The 24,159-nt window shown below is 70.0% G+C and carries 20 protein-coding genes and 1 riboswitch; of the genes, 8 read left to right on the forward strand and 12 right to left on the reverse strand.

Annotated features, from left to right (window positions below; translation table 11 throughout):
- Positions 1–195 precede the first annotated feature (195 nt).
- Entirely contained in the window at positions 196–1,026 is an 831-nt protein-coding gene (locus tag P6166_RS08760) for a hypothetical protein (RefSeq protein WP_277764235.1), read from the reverse strand.
- Between the two features lie 161 nt (positions 1,027–1,187).
- Positions 1,188–2,087, reverse strand: coding sequence for an Hsp33 family molecular chaperone HslO (locus tag P6166_RS08765; protein ID WP_277764088.1), 900 nt, complete (start codon positions 2,085–2,087; stop codon positions 1,188–1,190).
- 80 nt (positions 2,088–2,167) lie between these two features.
- Between P6166_RS08765 and mtgA the strand changes: the two genes are divergently transcribed.
- From mtgA to P6166_RS08780, 3 genes are read left to right on the forward strand one after another with little or no spacing between them, the layout of a single operon-like run.
- Positions 2,168–2,899, forward strand: a complete 732-nt coding sequence (mtgA, locus tag P6166_RS08770; protein WP_277764089.1) for a monofunctional biosynthetic peptidoglycan transglycosylase — start codon at positions 2,168–2,170, stop codon at positions 2,897–2,899.
- Positions 2,900–2,945: 46 nt separating this feature from the next.
- Positions 2,946–3,962 (forward strand): glycosyltransferase family 2 protein, encoded by a 1,017-nt coding sequence (locus P6166_RS08775; RefSeq protein WP_277764090.1) that lies wholly within the window; start codon positions 2,946–2,948, stop codon positions 3,960–3,962.
- Positions 3,922–4,350: a CBS domain-containing protein gene (locus P6166_RS08780; protein ID WP_277764091.1), complete on the forward strand. Its 429-nt coding sequence runs from the start codon at positions 3,922–3,924 to the stop codon at positions 4,348–4,350. The genes P6166_RS08775 and P6166_RS08780 overlap by 41 nt, the downstream gene beginning before the upstream one ends.
- 3 nt (positions 4,351–4,353) lie before the next feature.
- Here the strand turns inward: P6166_RS08780 and P6166_RS08785 are convergent, their stop codons facing one another.
- The 4 genes from P6166_RS08785 to P6166_RS08800 all read right to left on the reverse strand — a co-directional run bounded on the left by P6166_RS08785 (position 4,354) and on the right by P6166_RS08800 (position 9,622).
- The gene (locus P6166_RS08785; RefSeq protein ID WP_277764092.1) at positions 4,354–6,309 is read right to left on the reverse strand and encodes an AsmA family protein; all 1,956 of its coding nucleotides are present in this window, start codon (positions 6,307–6,309) and stop codon (positions 4,354–4,356) included.
- Positions 6,310–6,367: 58 nt separating this feature from the next.
- A complete protein-coding gene (locus P6166_RS08790) occupies positions 6,368–7,012 on the reverse strand; it encodes a hemolysin III family protein (RefSeq protein ID WP_277764093.1) in 645 nt (214 codons plus the stop codon).
- Positions 7,013–7,093: 81 nt separating this feature from the next.
- Positions 7,094–8,698 (reverse strand): peptide chain release factor 3, encoded by a 1,605-nt coding sequence (locus tag P6166_RS08795; RefSeq protein WP_277764094.1) that lies wholly within the window; start codon positions 8,696–8,698, stop codon positions 7,094–7,096.
- Between the two features lie 69 nt (positions 8,699–8,767).
- The gene (locus P6166_RS08800; protein WP_277764095.1) at positions 8,768–9,622 is read right to left on the reverse strand and encodes a M23 family metallopeptidase; all 855 of its coding nucleotides are present in this window, start codon (positions 9,620–9,622) and stop codon (positions 8,768–8,770) included.
- A gap of 104 nt (positions 9,623–9,726) precedes the next feature.
- A riboswitch (SAM riboswitch) is annotated at positions 9,727–9,846 on the forward strand.
- Between P6166_RS08800 and P6166_RS08805 the strand changes: the two genes are divergently transcribed.
- The 3 genes from P6166_RS08805 to P6166_RS08815 all read left to right on the forward strand — a co-directional run bounded on the left by P6166_RS08805 (position 9,802) and on the right by P6166_RS08815 (position 13,270).
- The gene (locus tag P6166_RS08805) at positions 9,802–10,959 is read left to right on the forward strand and encodes a homoserine O-succinyltransferase (protein WP_345781867.1); all 1,158 of its coding nucleotides are present in this window, start codon (positions 9,802–9,804) and stop codon (positions 10,957–10,959) included. (Overlaps the previous riboswitch by 45 nt.)
- Entirely contained in the window at positions 10,956–12,188 is a 1,233-nt protein-coding gene (locus tag P6166_RS08810; RefSeq protein ID WP_277764096.1) for an O-succinylhomoserine (thiol)-lyase, read from the forward strand. The genes P6166_RS08805 and P6166_RS08810 overlap by 4 nt, the downstream gene beginning before the upstream one ends.
- Positions 12,185–13,270, forward strand: coding sequence for a homoserine dehydrogenase (locus P6166_RS08815; RefSeq protein ID WP_277764097.1), 1,086 nt, complete (start codon positions 12,185–12,187; stop codon positions 13,268–13,270). Before P6166_RS08810 ends, P6166_RS08815 begins: the two co-directional genes overlap by 4 nt.
- A gap of 88 nt (positions 13,271–13,358) precedes the next feature.
- On the opposite strand, the gene P6166_RS17360 is transcribed toward P6166_RS08815, so the two are convergent.
- From P6166_RS17360 to P6166_RS08835, 3 genes are all read right to left on the reverse strand, one after another.
- Entirely contained in the window at positions 13,359–15,383 is a 2,025-nt protein-coding gene (locus P6166_RS17360; RefSeq protein ID WP_345781868.1) for a glycosyl hydrolase family 18 protein, read from the reverse strand.
- A gap of 283 nt (positions 15,384–15,666) precedes the next feature.
- On the reverse strand, positions 15,667–16,665 hold the full coding sequence (locus tag P6166_RS08830; protein WP_277764098.1) for an alpha/beta hydrolase: 999 nt from the start codon (positions 16,663–16,665) through the stop codon (positions 15,667–15,669).
- A gap of 56 nt (positions 16,666–16,721) precedes the next feature.
- A complete protein-coding gene (locus P6166_RS08835) occupies positions 16,722–18,104 on the reverse strand; it encodes an L-serine ammonia-lyase (protein WP_277764099.1) in 1,383 nt (460 codons plus the stop codon).
- 86 nt (positions 18,105–18,190) lie between these two features.
- On the opposite strand from P6166_RS08835, the gene P6166_RS08840 reads away from it, so the two are divergent.
- Entirely contained in the window at positions 18,191–18,418 is a 228-nt protein-coding gene (locus P6166_RS08840; protein ID WP_277764100.1) for a glutaredoxin family protein, read from the forward strand.
- Between the two features lie 246 nt (positions 18,419–18,664).
- Here the strand turns inward: P6166_RS08840 and P6166_RS08845 are convergent, their stop codons facing one another.
- From P6166_RS08845 to P6166_RS08855, 3 genes are read right to left on the reverse strand one after another with little or no spacing between them, the layout of a single operon-like run.
- Positions 18,665–19,231 carry a YceI family protein gene (locus tag P6166_RS08845; RefSeq protein WP_277764101.1) on the reverse strand — a complete coding sequence of 189 codons (567 nt, stop codon included), beginning with the start codon at positions 19,229–19,231 and terminating at the stop codon, positions 18,665–18,667.
- Between the two features lie 11 nt (positions 19,232–19,242).
- Positions 19,243–19,809 carry a cytochrome b gene (locus tag P6166_RS08850; protein ID WP_277764102.1) on the reverse strand — a complete coding sequence of 189 codons (567 nt, stop codon included), beginning with the start codon at positions 19,807–19,809 and terminating at the stop codon, positions 19,243–19,245.
- Entirely contained in the window at positions 19,806–20,465 is a 660-nt protein-coding gene (locus P6166_RS08855; RefSeq protein WP_277764103.1) for a YceI family protein, read from the reverse strand. The genes P6166_RS08850 and P6166_RS08855 overlap by 4 nt, the downstream gene beginning before the upstream one ends.
- 136 nt (positions 20,466–20,601) lie before the next feature.
- Here P6166_RS08855 and P6166_RS08860 point away from each other — a divergent pair, with 136 nt between their 5' ends.
- Positions 20,602–24,132, forward strand: a complete 3,531-nt coding sequence (locus tag P6166_RS08860; RefSeq protein WP_277764237.1) for a hybrid sensor histidine kinase/response regulator — start codon at positions 20,602–20,604, stop codon at positions 24,130–24,132.
- The last annotated feature ends 27 nt before the right edge of the window (positions 24,133–24,159 follow it).

The raw sequence follows: 24,159 nt of genomic DNA on the forward strand, positions 1-24,159 counted from the left end.
CCAAAACCGACAGGCTTGACCCGATGGTAGCCGCGTTCTTCGGAGAATTAAAGTACCGTTAACGCACGGGGAGAAATACGTGAAATTGGCTTGCACTCGTTCGTTGCTTATGCACCGTCCGGGTGCGAGCGCATCACGCAAAACGCCCGCGCAAGGCGGGCGTCAGGGCGTGGGAATCACTGCAGAATCAGCGGCTTACAGATCCTGCTCGTACCTTACGTACGGTACCGTGCCGTCGCTGTTGCTCTCGTTGTTGGGCGCGAAGGGATTTTTGCCGCGTGTGACGATGTTCTCAGCGCCGACCGTCAACTGGCCGCTCCACGGGGTGCGCCAGGTAATGCCCAGGCCCAGGCCCTGCCACTTTTCCGGCTGGCCGGGCACGTCCACGACGCGGCCGATGATGTTGGCGCTGAATGCGCCATACCCGCCGCCTACGCTGAGCGTCTTGCTGTCCCACTCGTCGGCCAGCGCCGGCGCGGCGTCGGCCAGCGGGACCAGCCGCGCCTTGGCGAAGGTGCCGCCGATGGATACGAAGCCCTCGCGGCCGATGTTCTTCTGGCCGAACACGGTGAGGTCGTTCTGCTCCACCCGCGAGGCCGGCGAACGGACATTGCCGGTGAGCCAGGCAGGCATCGCCTCGCGCCCGGTGCCGGCGGTCAGGCCCAGGCGGGTAGTGCCGCGATTGAAGCCGAGCGTGCCGGAGAGGTGCCGGTTGCCGGCGGCATCGTCCTCGTCGTCGCCCAGCGTGGCCAGCATGCAGTGGCTGGCCAGCCCGCTGATGCTGGTGCCGCGGCTGCTGTTGCACAGCAGGCCGAGCGAGTCGCCGGAGGACAGGCCAAATGCGGCATCCAGGGAATTGCGGCCGAAGTGCCAGCGCGCGCCGGCCTTCTGCTCGCCGGTCGGCTCCAGATACAGCAGCGCTTCCACCTTGCCGCTGCCCTGGTTCCAGACCGGGATGACCGCCCCGCTGTCCTTGGCCGGCAGCGCCTGCGCATGGGCGCCCGTGGCCGCGGCGAACGCGGTCAGCAGGGCTAGCGAGAGGCGGGCAAGGGTGCGCATGTCGTTCGTCAGACCCAAAGGCAGGCGTCTAGTTCCCGTGGAACCAGGCCGACGATGCTAGGCGGTTTATGATTCTTTAACAAGTCTCCGTCCTCCCCAGAACGTAGTCCCGTCAAGCGTGACGGCTATCACTGTAGCCGCTCAGAGGCCGGCGCATGGGCCGGCTGCTTGGCGAACAATACGCCGAATTCGGTCAAAGGGAAGTGATATTCCCGCCCGCAGAACTCGCAGCGGATCTCCACCGCGCCGGTCGGCTCGGCGGCCGCCCGGGCCTCCTCCTCGCCCAGCGCGCGCAACATGGCCTCGACCCGCTCACGCGAGCACGAGCAGGCGAACGCCAGCGGTTTGTCGCCCAGCCATTGCGGCTGCTCTTCGTGGAACAGGCGATGCAGCAGGGTCTGGCCATCGGTGTCCAGCAGCTCGGGCGCGGCGAGGGTGTCGAACAGGGCGCTGGCCCGGTTCCAGCCATCCTGGTCGCCGGCATCGCCGGGCAGCTTCTGCAGCAGCAGGCCGGCGGCATGCTCGCCGTCGGCCGCCAGCAACAGGCGGGTGGGCAACTGTTCGGACTGGCGGAAGTAGTCCTCGAACGCTTCGTCCAGGCTGCTGGCGTCCAGCGCCACCAGGCTCTGGTAACGCTGCGGCTCGCGCGGATCCAGGCCCGGGTTCTCGATGGTGATCGCCAGCAGCGCGGCCTCGCCCAGCGTGCGCAGGTCGCTCGGCGCGTCGCCGCCGGTCTCGTCGAGTTGCACGATGCCGCGCAAGGTGCCGGCGGCCGTGCACTCGGCGAACAGCGTGCGCAGGGCGCCTTCGCCGCCATTGCGCAGTTGCACCGACAGGCGGCCGTCGATCTTGGTGTGGCCAGTGAACAGCGCCGCGGCCACGCAGGCCTCGCCCAGCAGGCGGCCGGCGGCCGGCGGATAGTCGGCGCGGCCGCGGATTTCCTGCCAGGCGGCGCCGAGCTGGACATGGACGCCGCGGACGCCGGCGGTCGGGAGCAGGAAGCGGGTCAGTCGGTCTTGTGCGTTCATCGGGAAAGGGGCGTGAGCGTGGGCGGCGCCTGTTGCCGGATAATGCAGCAGGCGACTGGATCGGGGGGAATGCAGTGACGATGGGGGCGCAGACGGAAATCCACAAGGCGGCGCGGCCGCGCGTGCGGCGTTGGCGCTATTGGCTGCTGGCCGCGCCGCTGCTGTTCGCCGCGGCGAGCATGCTGCAGGTGCTGGTGCTGCGCTTCGTCGATCCGCCGTTCACCACCACCATGGCGCTGCGCTACGTGGAAGCGTGGGGCGAGGGGGACGGGAGCTTCCGGCTGCATTACCAGTGGCGCGACCTGGACGAGATCGCGCCGAGCGTGCCGATCTCGCTGATCGCGGCCGAGGACCAGCGCTTTCCCTATCACAGCGGCTTCGATCTGCAGGCCATCGAAAAGGCCCGCGACCACAATGCGCGCGGCGGCCGCCTGCGCGGTGCCAGCACGATCAGCCAGCAGGTCGCCAAGAACCTGTTCCTCTGGCAGGGCCGCAGCTGGGTGCGCAAGGGCCTGGAAGCCTGGTACACGGTGCTGATCGAGCTGCTGTGGTCCAAGCAGCGGATCATCGAGGTGTACGCCAACATCGCCGAGTTCGGCGATGGCGTGTACGGGGTGCAGGCCGCGGCGCGCCAGTTCTGGGGCAAGGATGCCGCGCGCCTGGCGCCGGCCGAGGCGGCGCGCCTGGCCGCGGTGCTGCCGGCGCCGCGGCGTTATGACGCGCGCAATCCGGGGCCCTACGTGCAGCGCCGCGCGGCGTGGATCCAGCGCCAGACGCGCCAGCTCGGCGGCCCCGGCTACCTGGCGCCGTGAGCCGGCGCGGCTGGTCGCCAAGCGACCGGCTCCGTACCATCGCCGCATGACCGATCTGCTGACTGTCGTTGTAGCCGCCTGCAACGAGGCCGAAAGCCTGCCGCGCCTGCATCCGCGCATCATCGCCGCGCTCCAGTCCGTCCCCGGGCTCGACGGCCGCGTGCTCTATGTCGACGACGGCAGCAGCGATGGCACCTGGGCGGTGCTGCAGGCGATGGTGGCCGCCGACGCGCGGGTCGGGGCGATCCGCTTGTCGCGCAACTTCGGCAAGGAGCTGGCGCTCACGGCCGGGCTGGACCAGGTGACCACCGGCGCGGCGCTGCTGCTGGATGCCGACGGCCAGGACCCGCCCGAGCTCATCCCGCGCTTCGTAGCGCTGTGGCGCGAGGGCTACGACAACGTGTTCGGCACGCGCCTGGTGCGCGAAGGCGAGAGCTGGATCAAGCGCGCCGCGGCGGCAAGCTTCTATCGCGTGATCGGGCGCCTGTCGCGCACGCCGATTCCCGCCGATACCGGCGATTTCCGCCTGCTTTCGCCGCGCGCGCTGGCGGCCCTGCAGCAACTGCGCGAGCGCCATCGCTTCATGAAGGGCCTGTTCGGCTGGGTGGGCTTTCGCCAGACCGCCTTGCCGTACGACCGCGCACCGCGGCTGGCCGGACGCAGCAAGTTCACGTTCTGGAAGCTGTGGAATTTCGCGCTGGAGGGCATCACCAGCTTCTCCACCGCGCCGCTGCGCGTGGCCACCTACCTGGGCCTGCTCACCGCGGCGGCCGCGCTGGCGTTCAGCGCGTGGGTGGTGGTGAAGGCCGCGCTGTGGGGCGACCCGGTGGCCGGCTGGCCGACCATGATGGCCGTCATCCTGTTCCTGGGCGGCGTGCAACTGGTGGCGCTGGGCATGATCGGCGAATACCTCGGCCGGCTCTACGACGAAGCCAAATTGCGCCCGCTGTACCTTGTCGACACCCGCATCGGTGGCACAGGCGTATCCTCCGGCCATCCTTCCAGGCAGGGAGCGGCGAGCCATGTCGACGGTGCGGCAACTGTTGGGGATAAAGAAGGCTGAGGTCTTCGCGGTCGGCAGCGATGCCGCGGTGATCGACGCGATCCGCCTGATGGCCGACAAGCGCATCGGCGCGGTGCTGGTGATGCACGGCCAGCGGCTGGTGGGGATCGTGTCCGAGCGCGACTACGCGCGCAAGGTGGTGCTGCGCGACCGCGCCTCTTCCACCACGCCGGTCTCGGAGATCATGACGGCCGAGGTGGTGACGGTCGGGCCGGACGACAGCGTCGAGCACTGCATGCAGCTGATGACCGAGCGCCGCTTCCGCCACCTGCCGGTGGTGGAGGGCGGCGCGGTCACCGGCGTGATTTCGATCGGCGACCTGGTCAAATCGGTCATCGAGGACCAGCGCAAGGACATCGACCAGTTGCAGCGCTATATCGCCGGCTGAGCCTCAGCGGGCGTACTGGCCGCCGCAGTCGGCGTCCTTGCCCGGGCCGGTCTCGATCGTCGCCAGCAATGCGGCAGGCGGCGCGATCGAGCCCAGCGCCACGGCGATGGCGCCGCGCACGCCCAGGGCCTTGAGGTCCGGGAAGAACGAAGGGTCGGCGAAGGTGCCGCCGATACGCAGCGGCGAGCGGAAGGTGAGGATGCTGCGATCCTTCGGCCGCGGCTTGAGCAGCAGGTCGAGCTTCTCGTCCTTCAGGTTGACCGTGCCTTCGCCGATGATGATCGTGTCGGTGGTATCCACCGCCAGCGCGCGGCTGGTCATCAGGCCGTCGCGCACGCCGAAATCGGCGAATGCGCAGCGCAGCGGAATCTGCTTGTCCTTGGTGAGGAGGAACTTGAGCGATTCGGTCACGTCCAGGCCGGCCAGTTCCATGATCAGGTTGCCTATATGGCCGCGGCCCATCGCCACGCCCAGCGTGCCATCGCTGCTGCCAAGCATCTGCGCGATGGAGTTGCCGGTGCCGCTCAATTGCACGTCGCCGCCGATGGCGCCCTCGGCCTGCTGCGCCAGCTTCACGTCCGGGAACAGCTGGCCCAGGTGCAGGCCGCGGATCTGCGCCTGCAGGCGGGTCGCGATCTGCGGTTTGCGCGCATCCATGCGGATGGTGGAGCGGATATCGCCGCCAGCCACGCCGAAGTTCAGCGGATGCAGTTCGAGTAGCCCGTCGTGCAGGCTGAGCGTGGCGTCCATGTCGTCCAGCGGCAGGGACGGCGCGTTGATGCGGTGCGCGCGCCAGTGCACTTCGGCGTCCATGGCGCGCAGCTTGGAGAGATCGTAGGGCTTGCTCGGCAACACCTTGCCGCTGGCCTTGATCTTCGCCGCCTCGGCCCGCTGCTCGGCGTTGGCGGTCTCGCCGGCATCGGTCTTCGGCGGCGCGCCGACGAAGCCGGCCAGGTCGTCGAAGTCCAGGCGCTTGGAGACCAGCTCGGCGTGCAGCAGCGGGCGCTCGGGCGCGGTATCCACTTCCACGTCGCCGGCCAGGTCGCTGTCGCCGGCCTTGCCCTTGAAGTCCAGGTAGCGCCACACATCGTTGTCGCGCTGCAGGCGGCCGTCGAGCTGGTAGGGCGGGGTGGAAGGAATCGCCAGCCCCAGCAGCGGGTACAGGTCCTCCATATCCTCGCCCGAGAGCGCCATCTGCAGGTCGAATACGCGGAACTGGAACGGGTTGGTGAGCGTGCCGCGCACGTGTGCCTTGGTGGCGCCGGCGCTGCCGCGCAGGTCGATGCGGAACGGGTGCTCGGTCTGGCTCAGTTCCAGCGGCGAGGCCGTGCTGCCGCGCAGGGTGAAGGGGTTGCCTTTCCAGCGGCCCTTGCCGTCGATGGCGATCGGCGCGGCGTCGTCGCGGTTCTTCACCGGCAGGCTGTTGACGTTTACGTCGATGTCGGTCTTGCCGGCGGCGTCGACGAACTTCAGCTGCCCGTCGGTCACGCGCAGGCGCCCGAGCGCGGGCAACGTGCCGTCGCCGCTGCTTTCCTTGAATACCCAGTTGCCGGGATGGTCCTTGTTGCCCGCTTCGAGCAATAAGTCCGGCTTGTCCAGGCGGATTTCGGGAATCTGCACCCTGCCCAGCAGCAGCGGCCAGAAGCGCACGTCGATCTCGGCGCGATCCATCGCGGCCATGCGCGGGTCCTTCGACCAGTCGGCGTTGGCCAGCGTGATGTCGTCGCCGCGAACGGTGGTGACGCGGCCCAGGTCCACGTCCAGATGCCCCAGATGGAACTCGCGCCCGGTGCGCGCTTCGACCGCGCGCTCCACCGGCCCGCGGAACCAGTTCCAGTCCCAGAGCGCGATCAGCAGCAGGATGAGGGCGACGATCACTCCCAGCGCGGCCAGCCAGCGCTGGTGGCGTGGCGTCAGGCGGCGTCGGGGCGCGGCAGGTGCGGGGGCTGCATCGTTCATGCACCCCATGGTTCGCATCGATGTGTGCAAGCCGCGCGAACGCGGCTTGAAGGGCGCGTCACAGGACCTGCGCGGTCACCGCCACGAAATGGCAAACGCTGCCGGCCAGCACGAACAGATGCCAGATGGCGTGGAAGTAGCGCACCGAATCGCGCTGGTAGAACCACGTGCCGAGCGTGTAGAACAAGCCGCCGGCCAGCAGCCAGCCCAGGGTGAAGGCGTCCAGCGAGCTCAGCAGGGGCTTGATCGCCACGATCACCAACCAGCCCATCGCGATATATATGAGCGTGGAGAGCAGCCGGAAGCGCCCGGTGAAGAACAGCTTGAACACCACCCCCGCCACCGCAAGCGCCCAGATCGCGGTGAACAGCCCCCAGCCCCACGGCCCGCGCAGGGCGATGAGCGTGAACGGCGTGTAAGTACCGGCGATCAACAGGTAGATCGCGCAGTGGTCGAAGATCTGCAGGCGCGCCTTGGCGCCCGGGTGCGGGATGGCGTGGTACAGGGTGGACGCCACGTAGAGCAGCAGCAGCGTGACGCTGAATACGATCGTGGTGGCCAGCTGCCACGCATCGCCGTAGATCGCGGTGAGCGTGATCAGCACCGAGCCACCGGCAAGGGCGGCAATCGCGCCCAGGCCATGGGTGAGCGCGCTGGCGAGTTCGTCGCGCAGATCGGTGGAGGGCGATGCGTCGGCGTTCATGCGCGCCACGTTACCTCAGTGGAGAAGGATTCGCATCGCCGGCGGCGCCTCGCGCGGGCGCGCCGGCGCCGCGGCGGGCGATCAGTCGATCGCCACGCTGTGCGCGTGCTCGCGGGTGGCGGTGAAGCGCACGTCCGGCGCGCGCTCCTCGGCCAGCTGCAGGTTGACGCGCGTCGGGGCCAGGTACACGAGCTGGCCGGCGGCATCCACGCCCAGGTTCAGCGCGTTCTTCTCGCGGAACTCCTCCAGCTTCTTGGGGTTGTCGCAGTGCACCCAGCGCGCGGTGGTGACATTGACCGGCTCGAAGATCGCATCCGCGCCGTACTCGTCCTTCAGGCGGTAGGCCACCACGTCGAACTGCAGCACGCCGACGGCGCCCAGGATCAGGTCGTTGCTCATCAGCGGGCGGAAGAACTGCGTGGCCCCTTCTTCCGAGAGCTGGGCCAGGCCCTTCTGCAGCTGCTTGAGCTTGAGCGGGTCGCGCAGGCGCGCGCGGCGGAACAGCTCCGGGGCGAAGTTCGGGATGCCGGTGAACGACAGCGCCTCTCCCTCGGTGAAGGTATCGCCGATGGAGATCGTGCCGTGGTTGTGGATGCCGATCACATCGCCCGGCCAGGCTTCGGCGGCGATCTCGCGATCCGAGGCCATGAAGGTCAGCGCGTTGGCCAGCTTCACTTCCTTGCCGCTGCGCACGTGGAAAGCCTTCATGCCGGCGCTGAAGCGGCCCGAGCACACGCGCATGAACGCCACGCGGTCGCGGTGCTGCGGGTCCATGTTGGCCTGGATCTTGAACACGAAGCCGGTGAGCTTGGGTTCGTCGGCCGACACCACGCGGCCGGTGGTGGCGCGCGGCTGCGGCGGCGGCGCGTGCTCGATGAAGAAGTCCAGCAGCGGCTGCACGCCGAAGTTGTTCACGCCCGAGCCGAAGAACACCGGGGTCTGCTTGCCTGCGAGGTAGGCGTCCACGTCGAACGGATGGCTGGCGCCCTGCACCAGTTCCAATTCGTCGCGCACCTGCTGCAGCAGCTCCTCGCCGATGCGCTCGGCCACGCCGGGCGCGTCGATGGACGGGAAGATGGTCGAGTCCTGGCGGGTGAAGTTGCGGCCCGGCTCGTACAGGTGCACCTCGCCGCTGAGCAGGTGGATCACGCCCTTCAGGCGCTGGCCCATGCCGATCGGCCAGGTGACCGGCGCGCACTGGATGCCCAGCACGGTCTCCACTTCGTCCAGCAGCTCGATCGGGTCCTTGCCCTCGCGGTCGAGCTTGTTGATGAAGGTCATGATCGGCGTGTCGCGCAGGCGGCACACCTCCATCAGCTTGATGGTGCGCTCCTCCACGCCCTTGGCCACGTCGATCACCATCAGCGCCGAGTCCACCGCGGTGAGCACGCGGTAGGTGTCCTCGCCGAAGTCGGCGTGGCCGGGGGTGTCGAGCAGGTTGACGATCTTGCCTTCGTACGGGAACTGCATCACCGAGGAGGTGACCGAGATGCCGCGCTCCTTCTCCAGCGCCATCCAGTCGGAGGTGGCGTGGCGCGCGGCCTTGCGGCCCTTCACCGAGCCGGCCATCTGGATCGCGCCGCCGAACAGCAGCAGTTTTTCGGTCAGCGTGGTCTTGCCGGCGTCGGGGTGGGAAATGATGGCGAAGGTGCGGCGGCGCGCGGCTTCGGTGGAAACTTCGGACATGAGCGAGCGCGCCGGGCGGCGCAGCGGAAGCGATCGGAGCCGCGCATTATAGCCGGCCCGGCCGGCGCATCAGGGCGCGGCGGTCGCGGCTTCGGCCCGGGGCAGGCGCAGCTCGCCCAGTGGGCCGGCCATGCGGAAGGGAATCGCCGCCAGCCGCATCCCGGCATTCACCTGCACGGCGAAATGCAGGTGGGGCGCCGTGCTGTAGCCGGTTTGCCCGGACAGGGCGATGCGCTCGCCCGCCTTCACCCACTGCCCCGGCCGCACGGCCACGCCGTCCGGCGCCAGGTGAGCGTAGACCGCCATCGTGCCGTCGCGGTGGAGGATGCGCACCAGGTTGGCGGGCAGGGCGGGGTCCTCGCCGCCCTCCCGGTAGCCGGCTTCCACCTGCAGCACGACGCCCTCGCGCGCGGCCAGCACGGGCGTGCCGGCCGGCAGCGCGAAGTCCAGCGCGTAGCGGTTGGCGGCGTCGTGGTGGCTGAAGCTGCCTTCGTAGCCCTGGTCCACCCGCACCGGCACGCCGTCGAACGGCAGGCGCAGCACCTGGCCGTCGGGCACGGCGCGCGGGTCGCCGGGAATCGCATCCACCGCCAGGCGCAATTGCGCGGCGTCGTCCGCCCGCCGATACAGGTGTGCCAGCGCACGCCGCTCGCCCGCGCCCAGCACGGCGGTGGCGGGCAGGGCCGGCACGCTGTCGAAGCCTTCCGCTTGGCCCGCGCGCAGCCGCACCTCGGCCGGGCCCGGCCACGGGTTATCCACCCAGGCGACATAGCCGCCGCTGGCCGGTTGCAGGCGCAGCCACGCGGCGTCCGCGGGCGGCGAGGGCGGGGCCGGTGGCGCGTTCCAGCGCAGCAGGCGCTGCGCCGACCCGCCTAGCGGGACCAAGCACAGGGCGAGCAGTAGCGGGAGGCGGCGTCGCGACATGGGCCGGAATGATAAGGCGACCACCCCGGAACGGTTGCAGATGTATCCATCCTTTCATCCGCATGAAGCGATTGACACGGGCGGAAGCCGGTGGCATCGTTCACGCACCATCGAGACCGGCGGAGGGACAGGCCCTTTGATGCCGGGGCAGCCCGCGGACAGCGTAAGCATCCGCGTAGGTGCCAAATCCTGCGGGGACCACCGCGTCCGCCGAAAGATGGTTCGAACTTGCCTTCCGCAGGTCGAACGCGAGCTCCGCGAAGCTCGATGGCTGTTTTTCCAGGAACGTCTCTCCGGAAACCGCCATGAGTCTCGTGAACGCCGCCAACCGATTCCTCGCCAGTGACCCCGTCGCCGCCTTCGTGGCCGACGACCGCCGCCTTGCCGTGCGCGGCGAACGCATCATCACCCTGCCGATGCGCCACGCCGGCGCCCGCCAGGTGGCGCTGCGCTACGAACTGGTCGGCGCGGCGGACGCGCCGGTGGTCTTCGTCGCCGGCGGCATCTCGGCCCACCGCCACCTCGCGGCGACCGTCGACTTCCCGGAGAAAGGCTGGCTGGAAGGCCTGGTCGGCGCGGGCCGCGCGCTGGACCCGGCCCACCGCCGCCTGCTGTCCTTCGACTTCCTCGGCGCCGACGGCAAGCTTGACGCGCCGATCGACACCGCCGACCAGGCCGACGCGGTGGCCGTGCTGCTGGACCTGCTCGGCATCGAGCAGCTGCACGGTTTCGTCGGCTATTCCTACGGCGCGCTGGTGGGCCTGCAGTTCGCCATCCGCCATGCCGCGCGGCTGGCGCACCTGGTGGCGGTGAGCGGCGCGCACCGCGCCCATCCCTATGCCGCGGCCTGGCGCGCGCTGCAGCGCCGCGCCGTCGCGCTGGGCCAGCTGCAGTGCGCCGAGGATCACGGCCTGGCATTGGCGCGCCAGTTCGCGATGCTCAGCTACCGCACGCCCGAAGAGTTCGGCGAACGCTTCGACGCCGCCCCCGAAGTAGTCAACGGCCGCGTGCGCGTGGCCGCCGAGGACTATCTCGATGCCGCCGGCGCGCAATACGTCTCGCGCACGCCGGTCGATGCCTACCTGCGCCTGTCCGAATCCATCGACCTGCACCGCGTCGAGCCTGCCGCCGTGGGCGTGCCGACCGTCGTCGTCGCGGTCGAAGGCGACCGCCTGGTGCCGCTGGCCGACCTGGTCTCGCTGGTCGAGGGCCTGGGGCCGCGCGGCAGCCTGCGCGTGCTGCGCTCGCCCTACGGCCACGATGCCTTCCTGAAAGAAACCGATCGCATCGACGCGATCCTCGCTACCGCCCTGCGCACCTCCGGAGAAACCGCATGAGCCTGCACGATTCCGCCGACACCCGCTGTACCGCCGCCACCGCCGCGGTGCGGGCCGGCATCGATCGCGATACCGCTTTTGGCGCGGTCACCCCGCCGCTGGTGCTGTCGTCGAACTTCTCCTTCGATGGCTTCGGCAACAAGCGCCAGTACGACTACACCCGCAGCGGCAACCCGACGCGCGACCTGCTCGGCGAGGCACTGGCCGAACTGGAAGGCGGCGCCGGCGGCGTGATCACCGCCACGGGCATGGGCGCCATCACCCTCGTGCTGCACGCCTTGCTGCAGCCGGGTGACAAGCTCGTGGTGCCGCACGACGCCTACGGCGGCAGCTGGCGCCTGTTCAACGCGCTGGCCAAGAAGGGCCACTTCGACCTCATCACCGCCGACCTCACCGACCCGCGCTCGCTGGCCGATGCGCTGGCGCAATCGCCGCGGCTGGTGCTGGTGGAAACGCCGTCCAACCCGCTGCTGCGCATCACCGACCTGCGCTTCGTCATCGATGCCGCGCACAAGGCCGGCGCGCTGGCGGTGGTGGACAACACGTTCCTCTCCCCGGCGCTGCAACGCCCGATCGAGTTCGGCGCCGACCTCGTGCTGCATTCGACCACCAAGTACGTCAACGGCCACAGCGACGTGGTGGGCGGGGCGGTGATCGCGCGCGATGCCGAGGTGCACCAGCAACTGGTGTGGTGGGCGAACGCGCTGGGCCTGACCGGTTCGCCGTTCGATGCCTTCCTCACCCTGCGCGGCCTGCGCACGCTCGATGCGCGCCTGCGCGTGCACCAGGAGAACGCCCAGGCGGTCGCGGCGCTGCTGCAGCGCCACGAAGCGGTCGCCCAGGTCTACTACCCGGGCCTGCCCTCCCATCCGGGCCACGCCGTGGCCGCGCGCCAGCAGAAGGGCTTCGGCGCGATGATCAGCTTCGAACTGGTGGGGGCCACCGCGGCAGCGCAGGAAGCGGCGGTGCGCGCCTTCGTCGATGGCCTGCGCTACTTCACGCTGGCCGAATCGCTCGGCGGCGTGGAGAGCCTGGTCGCGCACCCGGCCTCGATGACGCACGCGGCGATGACGCCGGAAGCACGCGCCAAGGCCGGCATCAGCGATGGGCTGCTGCGCTTGTCGATCGGCATCGAGGCCACCGAGGATCTCATCGCCGATCTCGCCGCCGGCCTGGAGCGCGCCGACCGCGCGCTGGCCGAGAGCGCGCGCAAACAGGCCGACGCATGAGCCAGGGCGCGCCTCTCGCATCGCGCCGGATCGCGCCGGCCACGCGCACGCCGCGACTGGCGCTGCTGGGCACCGGCGTGGTCGGCAGCGCGTTCGTGGCGCGCTATGAATCGCTGCAGCAACGCCAGCTGCGCCTGCCGCGCTTCGAATGGCTGGCCAATTCGCGCGTGGCCCGCGATTGCGGCGCCGGCATCACGCAGGCCCTGCACGAAGCGCGCCAGGCCCCGCGCGACCACGGCGCCGAACTGCAGCCCTGGGCGGAAACCACCGCGCTGCGGGCCGGCGACGTGCTGGTGGATGCCACCGCCAGCGAAGCCGTCGCCAGCTGGCACGCCGACTGGCTGGCGCGCGGTGTGCACGTGGTCACCGCCAACAAGCTCGGGCAGGGCGCACATTGGGAGCGCGCGCAGGCCATCGGCGAGGCCCGCCATGCCGGCGAAGCGCACTACGGCGACAGCGCCACGGTCGGTGCGGGGCTGCCGCTGCTGAGCAGCGTGCGCGCGCTCGTGGCCGGGGGCGACCACATCCATGCGATCGAGGGCGTGCTCTCCGGTTCGCTGGCGTGGCTGTTCCATCGCTTCGATGGACGCACGCCGTTTTCCGAATGCGTGCGCGCCGCGGCCGATGCCGGCTATACGGAACCGGACCCGCGCATCGATCTCTCCGGCGAGGATGTGCGGCGCAAGCTGCTGATCCTGGCGCGCGCGGCCGGCATCGCACTGCGCGCCGAGCAGGTGGTGGTGGATTCGCTCGTGCCCGAAGCCCTCGCCACGCTGCCGCAGGACGCCTTCGCAACGCGCCTGCCGGAACTGGACGATGCCCTGGCCACGCGCTGGCGGCATGCCCACGACGCGGGCCGCGTGCTGCGTTTCGTCGGGCGTTTCGATGCGCACGGCGCCACGGTGGGGCTGCGCGAACTGCCGGCCTCGCATCCGCTGGCCGGTGGCGGTGGCACGGACAACCGCGTGGCGATCCACAGCGATCGCTACCGCGAGCAGCCGCTATTGATCCAGGGGCCCGGTGCGGGCGCGGAAGTCACCGCCGCGGCGTTGCTGGACGACGTGCTGCGCATCGCCGTCTGAGCGCGGCAAAAACGCATGCAGTGCGGAGAGGACACTGCATGCGGGGAGGGCGGGCCGCAGCCCGCCCTCCAACCTCTGGCCGGGGGCGTTACTTCAGCCCTTCGCCCATCGTGCGCAGCAACTCGCCCTGGTAGTCGCCGCTGAACTCCCAGAAGAAGGCGCCGCCCAGGCCCTGCACCTTCACGTAGTTCATCTTCTCGGTGACCAACGCCGGGTTGTCGTAGCTCCAGAAGGTGTTGCCGTCGTACTTCCAGTGCGCGCGCGCCTGCGAATCGATGTAGCTGGTGCCGGCACGGCCACGCAGCACCTTGTAGTCCTCGTTGCCGGCCTCGTAGGTGCCCGGCGCGGCGCTGCCGTTCTGGTACAGGCCGTTGTTGGCGCTGGATACGCCGGTCCAGCCACGGCCGTAGAAGCCGATGCCCAGGTTGAGCTTGGAGGCCGGCACGCCGCGGTCGAGGAACGCCTGGATGGCGTCGTTGCTGTTGTAGTAGCGCTGGTCGCCGGTCGAAGGATCGGCGGTGGAGCTGAACAGCGCGGAGTGGTGGTTGGTCTTCGTATCCCAGCTGCCGTGGAAGTCATAGGTCATGACGTTGATGTAATCCACCGAGGCCGCGTACAGGTTGGGATCGGTCACGCGCACCTTGTCCACGCCGGCGCCGACTGCCACGGTGAGCAGCAGGCCCGAACGCACCGCATCGAGCTGGCGGCGGAACTCGGCCAGCAGCGCGGTGTAGTTCTGGCGCTCCTCCGCGGTGCCGCAGGCCAGGCCGCAGGCGGCCGGGTATTCCCAGTCGATGTCGATGCCGTCGAACACGCCGGCCGCTGCCGCCGTGCCGCCCGCGCCGTCGGTGACCGGCAGGTTGCCGCGGATGTAGGCATCGATGCACGAGGCCACGAAGGCCTGGCGGTTCTCCGGGCGGGCGGCGCTGGCGAAGCCGCGCGACCAGGTCCAGCCGCCGAGCGAGATCAGCACCTTCAACCCCGGATGCTTGGCCTTGAGCTTCTTGAGCTGGTTCCAGTTGCCGCGCAGCGGCTGGTCCCAGGTGTCGCCCACGCCATCCACGCTTTGCCCCGCGGCGAAGGACTTGGTGTAGTCGGCGAACGCATCGCCGCCTTCGCCGGTGGATTCGTTCGAGGGAATGGTCTTGCCGACCTCGCACAGGTTGTTGCGCACGTTGCCGAACGCGTAGTTGATGTGGGTCAGGTAGCCCGCCGCGCCGCTGCTCTCGATGTCCTTCACCTGGTAATTGCGGCCGTAGATGCCCCACTGGGTGAAGTAGCCGATGACGCGCTTGTTGCCGCCGTTGCCCGTGGCCACCTTGGTGCGCACGCTAATTTGCGCGCTGTTGGCCGAGACGTTGCCGGCGTTGTCGCGGGCGCGCACGGTGTAGGTGTAGGCGGTGTCGGGCTGCAGCGCGGAGTCGGTGTACGAAGTCGTCGTCGGCGAGCCCACCAGGGTGCCGTTGCGGTACACGTTGTAGCCGGCCAGGCCGCTGCCGCCGGTATCGGTCGATGCGCTCCACGCCAAGGTGATGCTGGCGCTGGTCTGCGAGCTGGACGCCAACCCGCTCGGCACGCTCGGCGCGGTGGTGTCGGTGCTGGTGGCGTTGACGGTGATGCCGACCGCGCTGGAGGTGGTGCTGGCGCCGGCGTTGTCGGTGGCCTTGGCGGTGAGCGAATAACTGCCGGCCGTCGCGCCGCTCCAGGTCACGCTGTAGGGCGCGCTGGTGTCGGTGCCCAACGAGGTGGTGCCGCGGAAGAATTCGACCTTGCTGATGGTGCCGTCGCTGTCGCTCGCGGTGGCGTTGAGCGTGATCGTGGCGCCCGCCGTGTAGGTGGTGCCGGCGGTGGGTGCGGTCAGCGCCACGGTCGGGGGCGTGTTGCCGCCGGTCGTGCCGCAGGTGCCCAGTTCCTGGTACCAGCCGCAGCTGGTGCAGTAGGTCGGCGAGACGTTCCAGATCTGCGTGGTGGTCTGGTAGAGCTTGCCCTGGTAGGTCAGCTTCGCGCCGGCCTGGTAGATCGTGGCGGCGTTCCATTCGGATACGCCACTACAGGAAACGGACTGTGCCTGGGCCTGGAAAGCCAGGGCCAGGCCGGTGCAACCGCACAACAGCCAAGCTAAGGCGTGTTTCACGTTCACGATAGATCTCCTGTCCGGTAGATGGATGTCCCTTCCCCGGCGTTGCGCCGGGTCTTCCCCCTGTGGCAACGAATTGCGGTGATCGCGAAGCGGGCCAGGCCATCGCGGCCGGCCGACAGACCATCAACCAGTGGTGATAACGTTGTCAACAGACGGTCATGAGAAACCCGCCGGACTGTGACGTTCTTCCGGTGACAACGTTTACAGAGGGCGCCTGGTGCTGCACCGCCGCATCGCGGCGGGGCGGCGGGGGCGGTCAGGGCGCCAGTGCTTTCAGCAGCGCGGCATTGAAGCGGGCCGGGTCCTGCACCTGCGGCGAATGCCCCAGGTCGGCGAACTCCACCAGGGTCGCGCCGGGAATCGCCGCCGCGGCCCGCTTGCCGAGCGCCGGGTAGTCGCCGATGCGCGCGCGCACCTGCGGCGGCGCCGCGTCGCGGCCAATCGCCGTGCGGTCCTTGAGGCCGATGAACAACGTGGTGGGCACCGCCAGCTGGGGCAGTTCGTAGACCACCGGCTGGTTGAACACCATGTCCGAGGTCAGTGCCTGGCTCCAGGCCACCGCCTGCTTGCCGGGGCCGGCGTACATGCCCGCCTGCATGCGCGCCCAGCGCTCGTAAGCCGGCTTCCAGTCACCGCCGTAGTACACCTCGCGCTGGTAGCGCTGGATGCTGGCGAAATCGGTCTTCAATTCGCCGGCGTACCAGGCATCGACGCTGCGCCATGGCACGCCTTCGGCCTTCCAGTCTTCCAGGCCGATCGGGTCGACCAGCGCCAGGTGCTCCACGGCCTGCGGAAACAGCAGCGCGTAGCGGATGGCGAGCATGCCGCCCATCGAGTGCCCGACCACGCTGGCGCGTTCGACGCCCAACTGTTGCAGCAGTGCATGCGTATTGGCCGCGAGCTGCGCGAGCGAATACTGGTAGCCGGCCGGCTTGCTCGATTTGCAAAAGCCCACCTGGTCGGGCGCGATCACGCGATAGCCGGCCTGCGCCAGTGCGGCGATCGTGTCCTGCCAGGTGGCGGCGCAAAAGTTCTTGCCATGCAGCAGCACCGCGGTGCGTCCGTTGGGCTGGCCGGTCGGCGCCACGTCGAGGTACGCCATTTCCAGCGGCTGCCGCTGCGATTCCAACGCGAACGTGTGCACGGGATAGGGATACGCGAAGCCCTCCAGACGCGGGCCGTAGGTGTCGGCGGCGAGCGCGGGCGTGGCCAGCAGGGCGGCGGCGAAAGCGAGCGTGGACAGGACAGGGCGCATGCGCGGCCTCCGGGCGGGGGAGGCCGCAGGGTAGCGCAGCGGGACGTGCCCGCCCGTCAGCATTCGATGACGTTGACCGCCAATCCGCCGCGGCTGGTTTCCTTGTACTTGTCCTGCATGTCGCGGCCGGTGTCGCGCATGGTCTTGATGACCTTGTCCAGCGAGACCTTGTGCTTGCCGTCCCCGCGCATGGCCATGCGGGAAGCGTTGATGGCCTTCACCGCGCCCATGGCGTTGCGTTCGATGCAGGGAATCTGCACCAGGCCGCCGATCGGGTCGCAGGTCAGGCCCAGGTTGTGCTCCATGCCGATCTCGGCGGCGTTCTCGATCTGCCCGGGATTGCCGCCCAGCGCGGCGACCAGGCCGCCGGCGGCCATCGAACAGGCCACGCCCACTTCGCCCTGGCAGCCCACTTCGGCGCCGGAGATCGAGGCGTTTTCCTTGTAGAGGATGCCGATGGCGGCGGCGGTGAGCAGGAAATCGAAGATGCGCTGCTCGTTGCTGCCGGGGCAGAAGCGGTCGAAGTAGTGCAGCACGGCGGGAATGATGCCGGCCGCGCCGTTGGTCGGCGCGGTGACGACGCGGCCGCCGGCGGCGTTCTCCTCGTTTACGGCCAGCGCGTAGAGGTTCACCCAGTCCAGCGTGGTCAGCGGGTCGCGCATGTTGGCCTCCGGCTTGGAGGACAGTTCGCGGTACAAGGTGGGCGCGCGGCGCGAAACGTGCAGGCCGCCGGGCAGGGTGCCTTCCTCGCGGATGCCGCGCTGCATGCAATGCTGCATGGCGTTCCAGATTTCGCGCAGGCCGTTGCGGATCTCGTCCTCGCTGCGCCAGCTCTTTTCGTTCTCGAACATCAGCTCGGCGATGCTCAGGCCGCTGCGCGTGCACTGGGCCAGCAGTTCGTCGCCGCTGTTGAACGGATAGGGCAGCGGGGTTTCGTCGGCGACGATGCGGTCGTCGGCGGCATCGTCCTGGTTGACGACGAAGCCGCCGCCCACGGAGTAGTAATCGCGCGTGGCGATGACTTCGTCGTTCGCGTCGTAGGCGGTGAAGCGCATGCCGTTGGTGTGGAAGGGCAGCTTCTGGCGCTTGTTCATCGGCAGGTCGCGCTTCTCTTCGAAGGCGATCTCGTGCTGGCCCATGAGGTTGATGCGCTTGCTGCTGCGAATGCGCTCCAACGTGGCCGGAATGATGTCCGGGTCGATCAGGTTCGGGCGGTGGCCTTCCAGGCCGAGCAGGACGGCCTTGTCGGTGCCGTGGCCGCGCCCGGTGAGGGCGAGCGAGCCGAACACTTCGGCGCGCAGGCGCACGACGTCCTGCAGGCGCCCGGTATCCAGCAGCCAGCGGTGGACGAAGCGTTCGGCGGCGCGCATCGGGCCCACGGTGTGCGAGGAGCTCGGGCCGATGCCGATCTTGAAGAGGTCGAACGTGCTGACAGCCATGGGCAGAAATACGGGAAAGGTCGAATATTCTAATGCGCGGGCCATGACAGGCCTGAACGCAGTGCAGCAATTCGCCCGGAGCCCGCATGCCGCTGACGCTTTACCAACGTGACGATTGCCACCTGTGCGACCTGGCCGTGACCGTGCTGGCCGAGGCGCAGGCGGGGGATTTTGCCAGCGTGTTCATCGATGAGGATCCGGTGCTGGAGGCGCGCTACGGGATGCGGGTGCCGGTGCTGCGCGACGCTTCGGGGCGGGAACTGGATTGGCCGTTCGATGGGGCGCGTTTGGCTGGGTGGCTGGCGGGGCTTTAAAGCGTGCAGCCTGCGGAGGGGTCGCGCGGCGTCCGGGGGCAGGCCCTTTCCGGTACACGCCGTGAATCCCTCCATGGAGGCTCGTAGGCGACATCCTTGTCGCCTACGGTCCCGGAAAGGGCCTGCCCCCGGACGCCCGATACATCGCCGCGGCTTCTGTCGAAGCGGGTGACCGCGATGGGTTCGGTTGCGGCAACAAAAAAGCGGAGCGTCTCCGCTCCGCCTCTTGGGCCTCGGCCGTTGCGCTTACTTCGCCTTGAACACCACCTTCGTGCTGATGGCGGTCTCGTTGGGAATGGTGTCGGTGTTTTTCCAATCGCCGCCGCCCACGCCGAAGTCCAGGCGCTTCACGGTGGCCTTGCCCGCCAGCACGGGCTGCGCGCCCGGGGTCCAGGTGAAGGTCAGCGTCACCGGCTTGGTCACGCCGCGCAGTTCCAGCGTGCCGTCGGCGGCGTACTGGTTGCCGCCCAGCGCACGGAACTTGGTGGCGCGGTAGTGGGCGGTGGCGAACTTGGCGACGTTGAAGAAGTCCGCGCCCTGCAGCGTGGAGTCGCGGTCCGGGTTGCCGCTCTTGGCGCCGGCCAGCGGAATGGCGACGTCGAGCTTGGCGGTGGCCAGGTTGGCCGGGTCGAAGCTCAGCTGGGTATTGAAGCCGGGAAAGGTGCCGGTGAAGGTTTCGCCATCGTACTTGCTGGCGAATACGAGCGTGGAGCCCGGGGCCTGCACGTAATCGGCGGCCATCGCCGGGGTGGCGGCCAGCAAGGCCACCAGCGAGGCGGCCACGACAGCGGGGGAAGCGAACTTGGAGGACATCGGGGGTTTCCTCAGGTCTTGGGAGAGAGCCAGCCGCGCGGCAGCATGCGGGCCAGAGTGGCATCGCGCTGGAACAGGTGGTGGTAGAACGCGGCGCCAGCATGCGCCAGCACTACGGCGATCAACAGCCAGAAGCCCCATTCGTGGAAGAAGTGGGCGACGGCGCGGATGGCTTCGTCCGGGCCGCTGAGCTTGGGCACCTCGACCAGGCCGAACCAGCGGAACGGACGCAGGCCGCTGGCCGAGTCGTACAGCCAGCCGGATAGCGGCACCACGAAGATCAGCAGGTACAGCAGCCCGTGCGTGGCGGTGGCGATCTTCTCCTGCCAGCCGGGCGTGCCCGGCACCGGCTTGGGCGCGCCGGCGTACAGGCGCCATGCCAGCCGGGCGATCACCAGCGCCAGCACCGTCAGGCCCAGCGACTTGTGCGCGGTGTAGACCCAGAAATACTTGGGCGTCTTCGGCAATTCGCCCATCGTCAGGCCGACCACGCCCAGCAGCAGGATCAGCACGGCGATCAGCCAGTGCAGGGTCTGGCTGACACCTCCCCAGCGTTCGGCGGTGTTGCGCAGGCTCATGGCGTGTCTTCCTTGGCGGGCGTGGCGGTGGTGTCGGGAGAGGGAGGAGGCGTGGCGGTGTCGTCGTCCGCCTTGCCCTGGCGCACGGCTTCGGCCTCGATGCGCAGCTGCACCTCGTCGCCGATCACCGATTTCCACGCGTCGATGCCGAACGCGGCGCGGCTGATCGTCGTGGTCGCCGAGAAGCCGGCGGTGCGGTGGAACGGCGGCAACGGGTGGCGCTTGAGCTGGTTGAGGGTCACGTCCAGCACGATGTCCTGGCTGACGCCGTGCAGGGTCAGCGTGCCGAACACCTTGGCATGCTGCGCGTCGATCGGCTCCACGCGGGTGGAGACGAACCGCGCCTGCGGGAAGCGCTCGCCGTCGAGCAGGTTGCGCGCCAGCACGGCCTGGTTCCACTTCGCATCGCCCAGGTCCAGGCGGGTCAGCGGCACGCTCACCTCCAGGCGGGCGCTCGGCCAGTCGTCCGGATCGAAGCGCAGGCTGCCCTCGCTGCCGGACACCGTGCCCAGCGCCTTGGAGAAACCGGCGTGGTCGATGGCGAACAGCACCCGGGTATGCACCGGGTCGAGCGCGTACTGCGCGGGCGCGGCCTGGGCCAGCGGGAGGGCGGCCAGGGCCAGGGACAGCAGCAGGAGGCGGGCACGGAGCTTCATGGCGGCGATTCTAGGCATAGCGGGCGCGTCCCGCTCGCGGTTGCGCCCGCAACGATCCGTTGCGAGCATGCGGGCAGGACGCGAACGAACGACAAGGATGACGGGCATGCGGCTGCGCGCATGGCTGAAAGGCTGGATGGCCTGCATGTGGCTCGGCGTGGCGTTTGCCGCACCGGCGGCCGTGCCGGAACAACCGCGCTTCGGCCTGGTGGAGGGAGGGGACGGACTGCCCTCCACGGAGATTTCGGGCATCGCCCAGGACCGCGAGGGCTACCTGTGGCTGGCGACCGGCGACGGGCTGGCCCGCTATGACGGTGCCGGCTTCAAGGTCTGGCGACACGACCCGGGCGATCCGGCCTCGCTGCCGGGCAACTCGGTGCAGGGGCTGTACATCGACGCAGAGGACCGCATCTGGGTCACCGCCGAAGGGCGCGGGGTCAGCGTGCTCGACCGCGCCCGCCAGCGCTTCAGGCACTACCGCGCCGACACCCACCCGCAACTGCGCGACGAGGATGTCTTCACCCTGGCCGGCCGCGCCGGCGAGGTCTGGTTCGGCACGCAGGGCGGCCAGCTCTACCGCATCGCCGCGGCGGGCGCGCTGTCGCGCGTGGAGACCGCCGGCCTGCTGCCGCCCGGCACGCACATCATGGCGATGGCGGCCACGCCACACGGCGAGCTGTGGATCGGCACCACCGGCGGGCTGCTGCGCTACGACGGGCGGCGCCTGCACCGCGAGGCGATGCCGCTCGAGGATGGGGTGTTCGCCCTGGCCTGGATCGATGGCCGCCTGTGGGTGAGCAGCGCCGCCGGCATCCTGTGGCGCGAGGGCACCGGCGCGTGGCGGCTGCCGGCGTGGTCGCGCCGCTTCGGTACCGAGGCGGGCAATATCGTGTGGGCCGTCGCCGCGGCCGGCGATGGCGAGTACTGGCTGGGCAGCGAGCGCGGGCTGTGGCGCACGCATGGCGAGCAGCCTCCGGTGCAGATGCTCGGCGAACAGGTGCCGTTGAGCCGCCGCCGCAACGTGATGGCGCTGCTGCGCGGCCAGGACGGGGGATTGTGGGTGCCACTGCATGGCCGCGGGTTGGCCTACCTGCGCGCGGACTGGAAGCGCACCGCGGTGCTGCCGCTGCCTGTGGACCTGGGCGATGGCGTGTACTGCCCGCTCGTGCAGGCCCGCGAGGGCGGCCTGTGGCAAGTGGAGCCGCGCGGCCAGCTTTCGCGCCTGCCCACCCATGGCGGCGCGCGGCAGACCTTGCCCGCGCACTGGCCGGCGCTGCGCGACATGCCCGTGACCGCCGGCGTGGAGGATCGCCGGGGCCGGCTGTGGTTGGGCAACTACCTCACCGGCTTGTCGCGTATCGACCTGCGCACCGCCGCCTACTGGACCTGGCACGACCCGGCCGACGCCACCCCGCAGTACGGCGCGCCGGGCTGGATGGTCGAGGACGCGCGCGGCGACATCTGGTTGAGCGTGCTCAACACCCTGCAGCGGCGCGACGGCGACAGTGGCCGCGTGCTCGATGCGTTCGTGTTCGGCCGCGACGCGCTACTGCCGGGCACGCAGATCGGCCAGCTGGGGAACGGGCCGGCGGGCGAAGTGTGGGTGTCGGGCAACCGGGGCGTGCATGCGTGGGATGCCGCGCGGCGTCGTTTCGTGCCGGTGCCCGGGATGCTGCCGCAGGAGGTGTCCGCCTTCGCGCTGGCGCCGGACGGGCAGGTGTGGACCTACCGCCTCGGCGAACTGACCCAATGGCGGCGGCAGGGCGCGCACTGGCGCGTGGCCCGGCGCATGGCCGCCGCCCAGGGCGTGCCGGCGACCGAGCCGATGGACATGCGCGTGGACGCGCTCGGGCGCGTCTGGCTGGCCACGCGGCGCGGGCTCTGGCGCATGGACCCCTCCGCCACGGGGCCGGCCGCGTCGCGCGCCTTCGGCCTGCGCGATGGCCTGAGCAGCCGCGAGTTCATCCGCGGCTGCCTGCGGCTGGACCGCGACGGCGTGCTGGCCGGCGCCACGGTGGATGGCCACCTGCTGCTGATCGATACCCGCATGCCCGACCCGCCGCCGGCCACGCCGCCGCTGCGCATCGAGGAGATCAGCGTGATGCGCGACGGCCAGCGCATCGGCCTGCCGGTGCAGGGCACGCTCACCCTGCGCGCGACCGACCGCCAGCTGCGCGTGGCCGCGCGCCTGCTCTCCTTCGGCGATGGCCAGGGCATTCGCTACCGCTGGCGCCTGCATGGGCTGGAGGAGGCCTGGAGCGACTTCAACGGCCAGTCGCTGCGCGAGTTCCCGGTGCTGCCGCCGGGCCAGTACACGCTGCAGATCCAGGGCGTGGATGCGCAGGGCAACGCATCCAACGTGCACCACCTGCGCCTGTCGATGCCGCCGCCGTGGTGGCGCAGCCACCTGGGCCTGCTGCTGTTCGCGTTGCTGATCCTGCTGGCGGTGTGGGCGGTGGCCGCGCTGTACCGCCAGCGCCTGCGTGCCCGCCACGCCTGGCAGCTGGCGCAGCACAAGCGCGAGGTGGCCGAGCAGGCCTCGCTGGCCAAGAGCCACTTCCTCGCCACGCTGGGGCATGAGGTGCGCACGCCGATGACCGGCGTGCTCGGCATGACCGAGCTGCTGCTGCAGACCCCGCTCGATGCCCGCCAGCACGGCTACGCCAGCGCCATCGATACCGCCGGGCGCCACCTGCTGCGGCTGGTGAACGATGCGCTCGACCTGGCCCGCATCGAGGCCGGCAAGCTCTCGCTGGAACGGCGCAATTTCCCGCTGCACGCGCTGCTGGAGCAGGCGATGGCGCTGGCGCGGCCGCTGGCCGCGCGCAAGGGCCTGGCCTTCGTATGCGAGATCGACCCGGCGCTGCCGGTGGCCTTGCGCGGGGATCCCAGCCGCGTGCGGCAGATCCTGCTCAACCTGCTGAGCAATGCGATCAAGTTCACCGAGCGCGGTACCGTCGCGCTGCACGCGATGCCGGGCGCGCCCGGTGGTGGCGTGGTGTTCGAGATCCACGACACCGGGCCGGGCCTGAGCGCCGAACAGCAGGCCGGGTTGTTCCGGCGTTTCGAGCAGGGTGGCGCGCACGGGCGTGCCCGCCACGGCGGCAGTGGCCTGGGGCTGGCGATCTGCCGCGAACTGGCCACCGCGATGGGCGGGCATGTCGGCGTGGACAGCACACCCGGGCAGGGCGCCTGCTTCCGCGTGACCTTGCCGCTGCCGTGGGCAGAGCAGGCCGATATCGACCTGGAGGCAGGCGCCGCCGCGCCACCGGACACGCCGCTGCCGCCGCTGCGGCTGCTGCTGGTGGAGGACGACGACACCGTGGCCGATGTCGTGCGCGGCCTGCTGCACGCGCGCGGCCACCGGGTGACGCGCGTGGCGCACGCCCTGGCCGCCCTGGCCGAACTGCAGGTGCAGGCCTTCGACGTGGGCCTGTTCGACCTCGACCTACCGGGCATCGACGGCCTGGGCCTGGTGCGCCAGTTGCGCACGCTGGGGCGCACGCTGCCGGTGATCGCCCTCACCGCGCGTTCCGATCCGGACGCCGAGCCGCAGACGCGCGCCGCCGGATGCGCGGGCTTCCTGCGCAAGCCGGTGACCGGCGACGGGCTGGCGCGCGCGCTGGCCGCGCTCGACCTGCCCGCCAGCGCGGCGGCGCCGGCATGAACCGCCGACTTGCCAGCCCGCCCCGCG

The organism is Stenotrophomonas sp. HITSZ_GD (genome assembly GCF_029543105.1).
In the GTDB taxonomy this organism is placed as follows: domain Bacteria; phylum Pseudomonadota; class Gammaproteobacteria; order Xanthomonadales; family Xanthomonadaceae; genus Stenotrophomonas_A.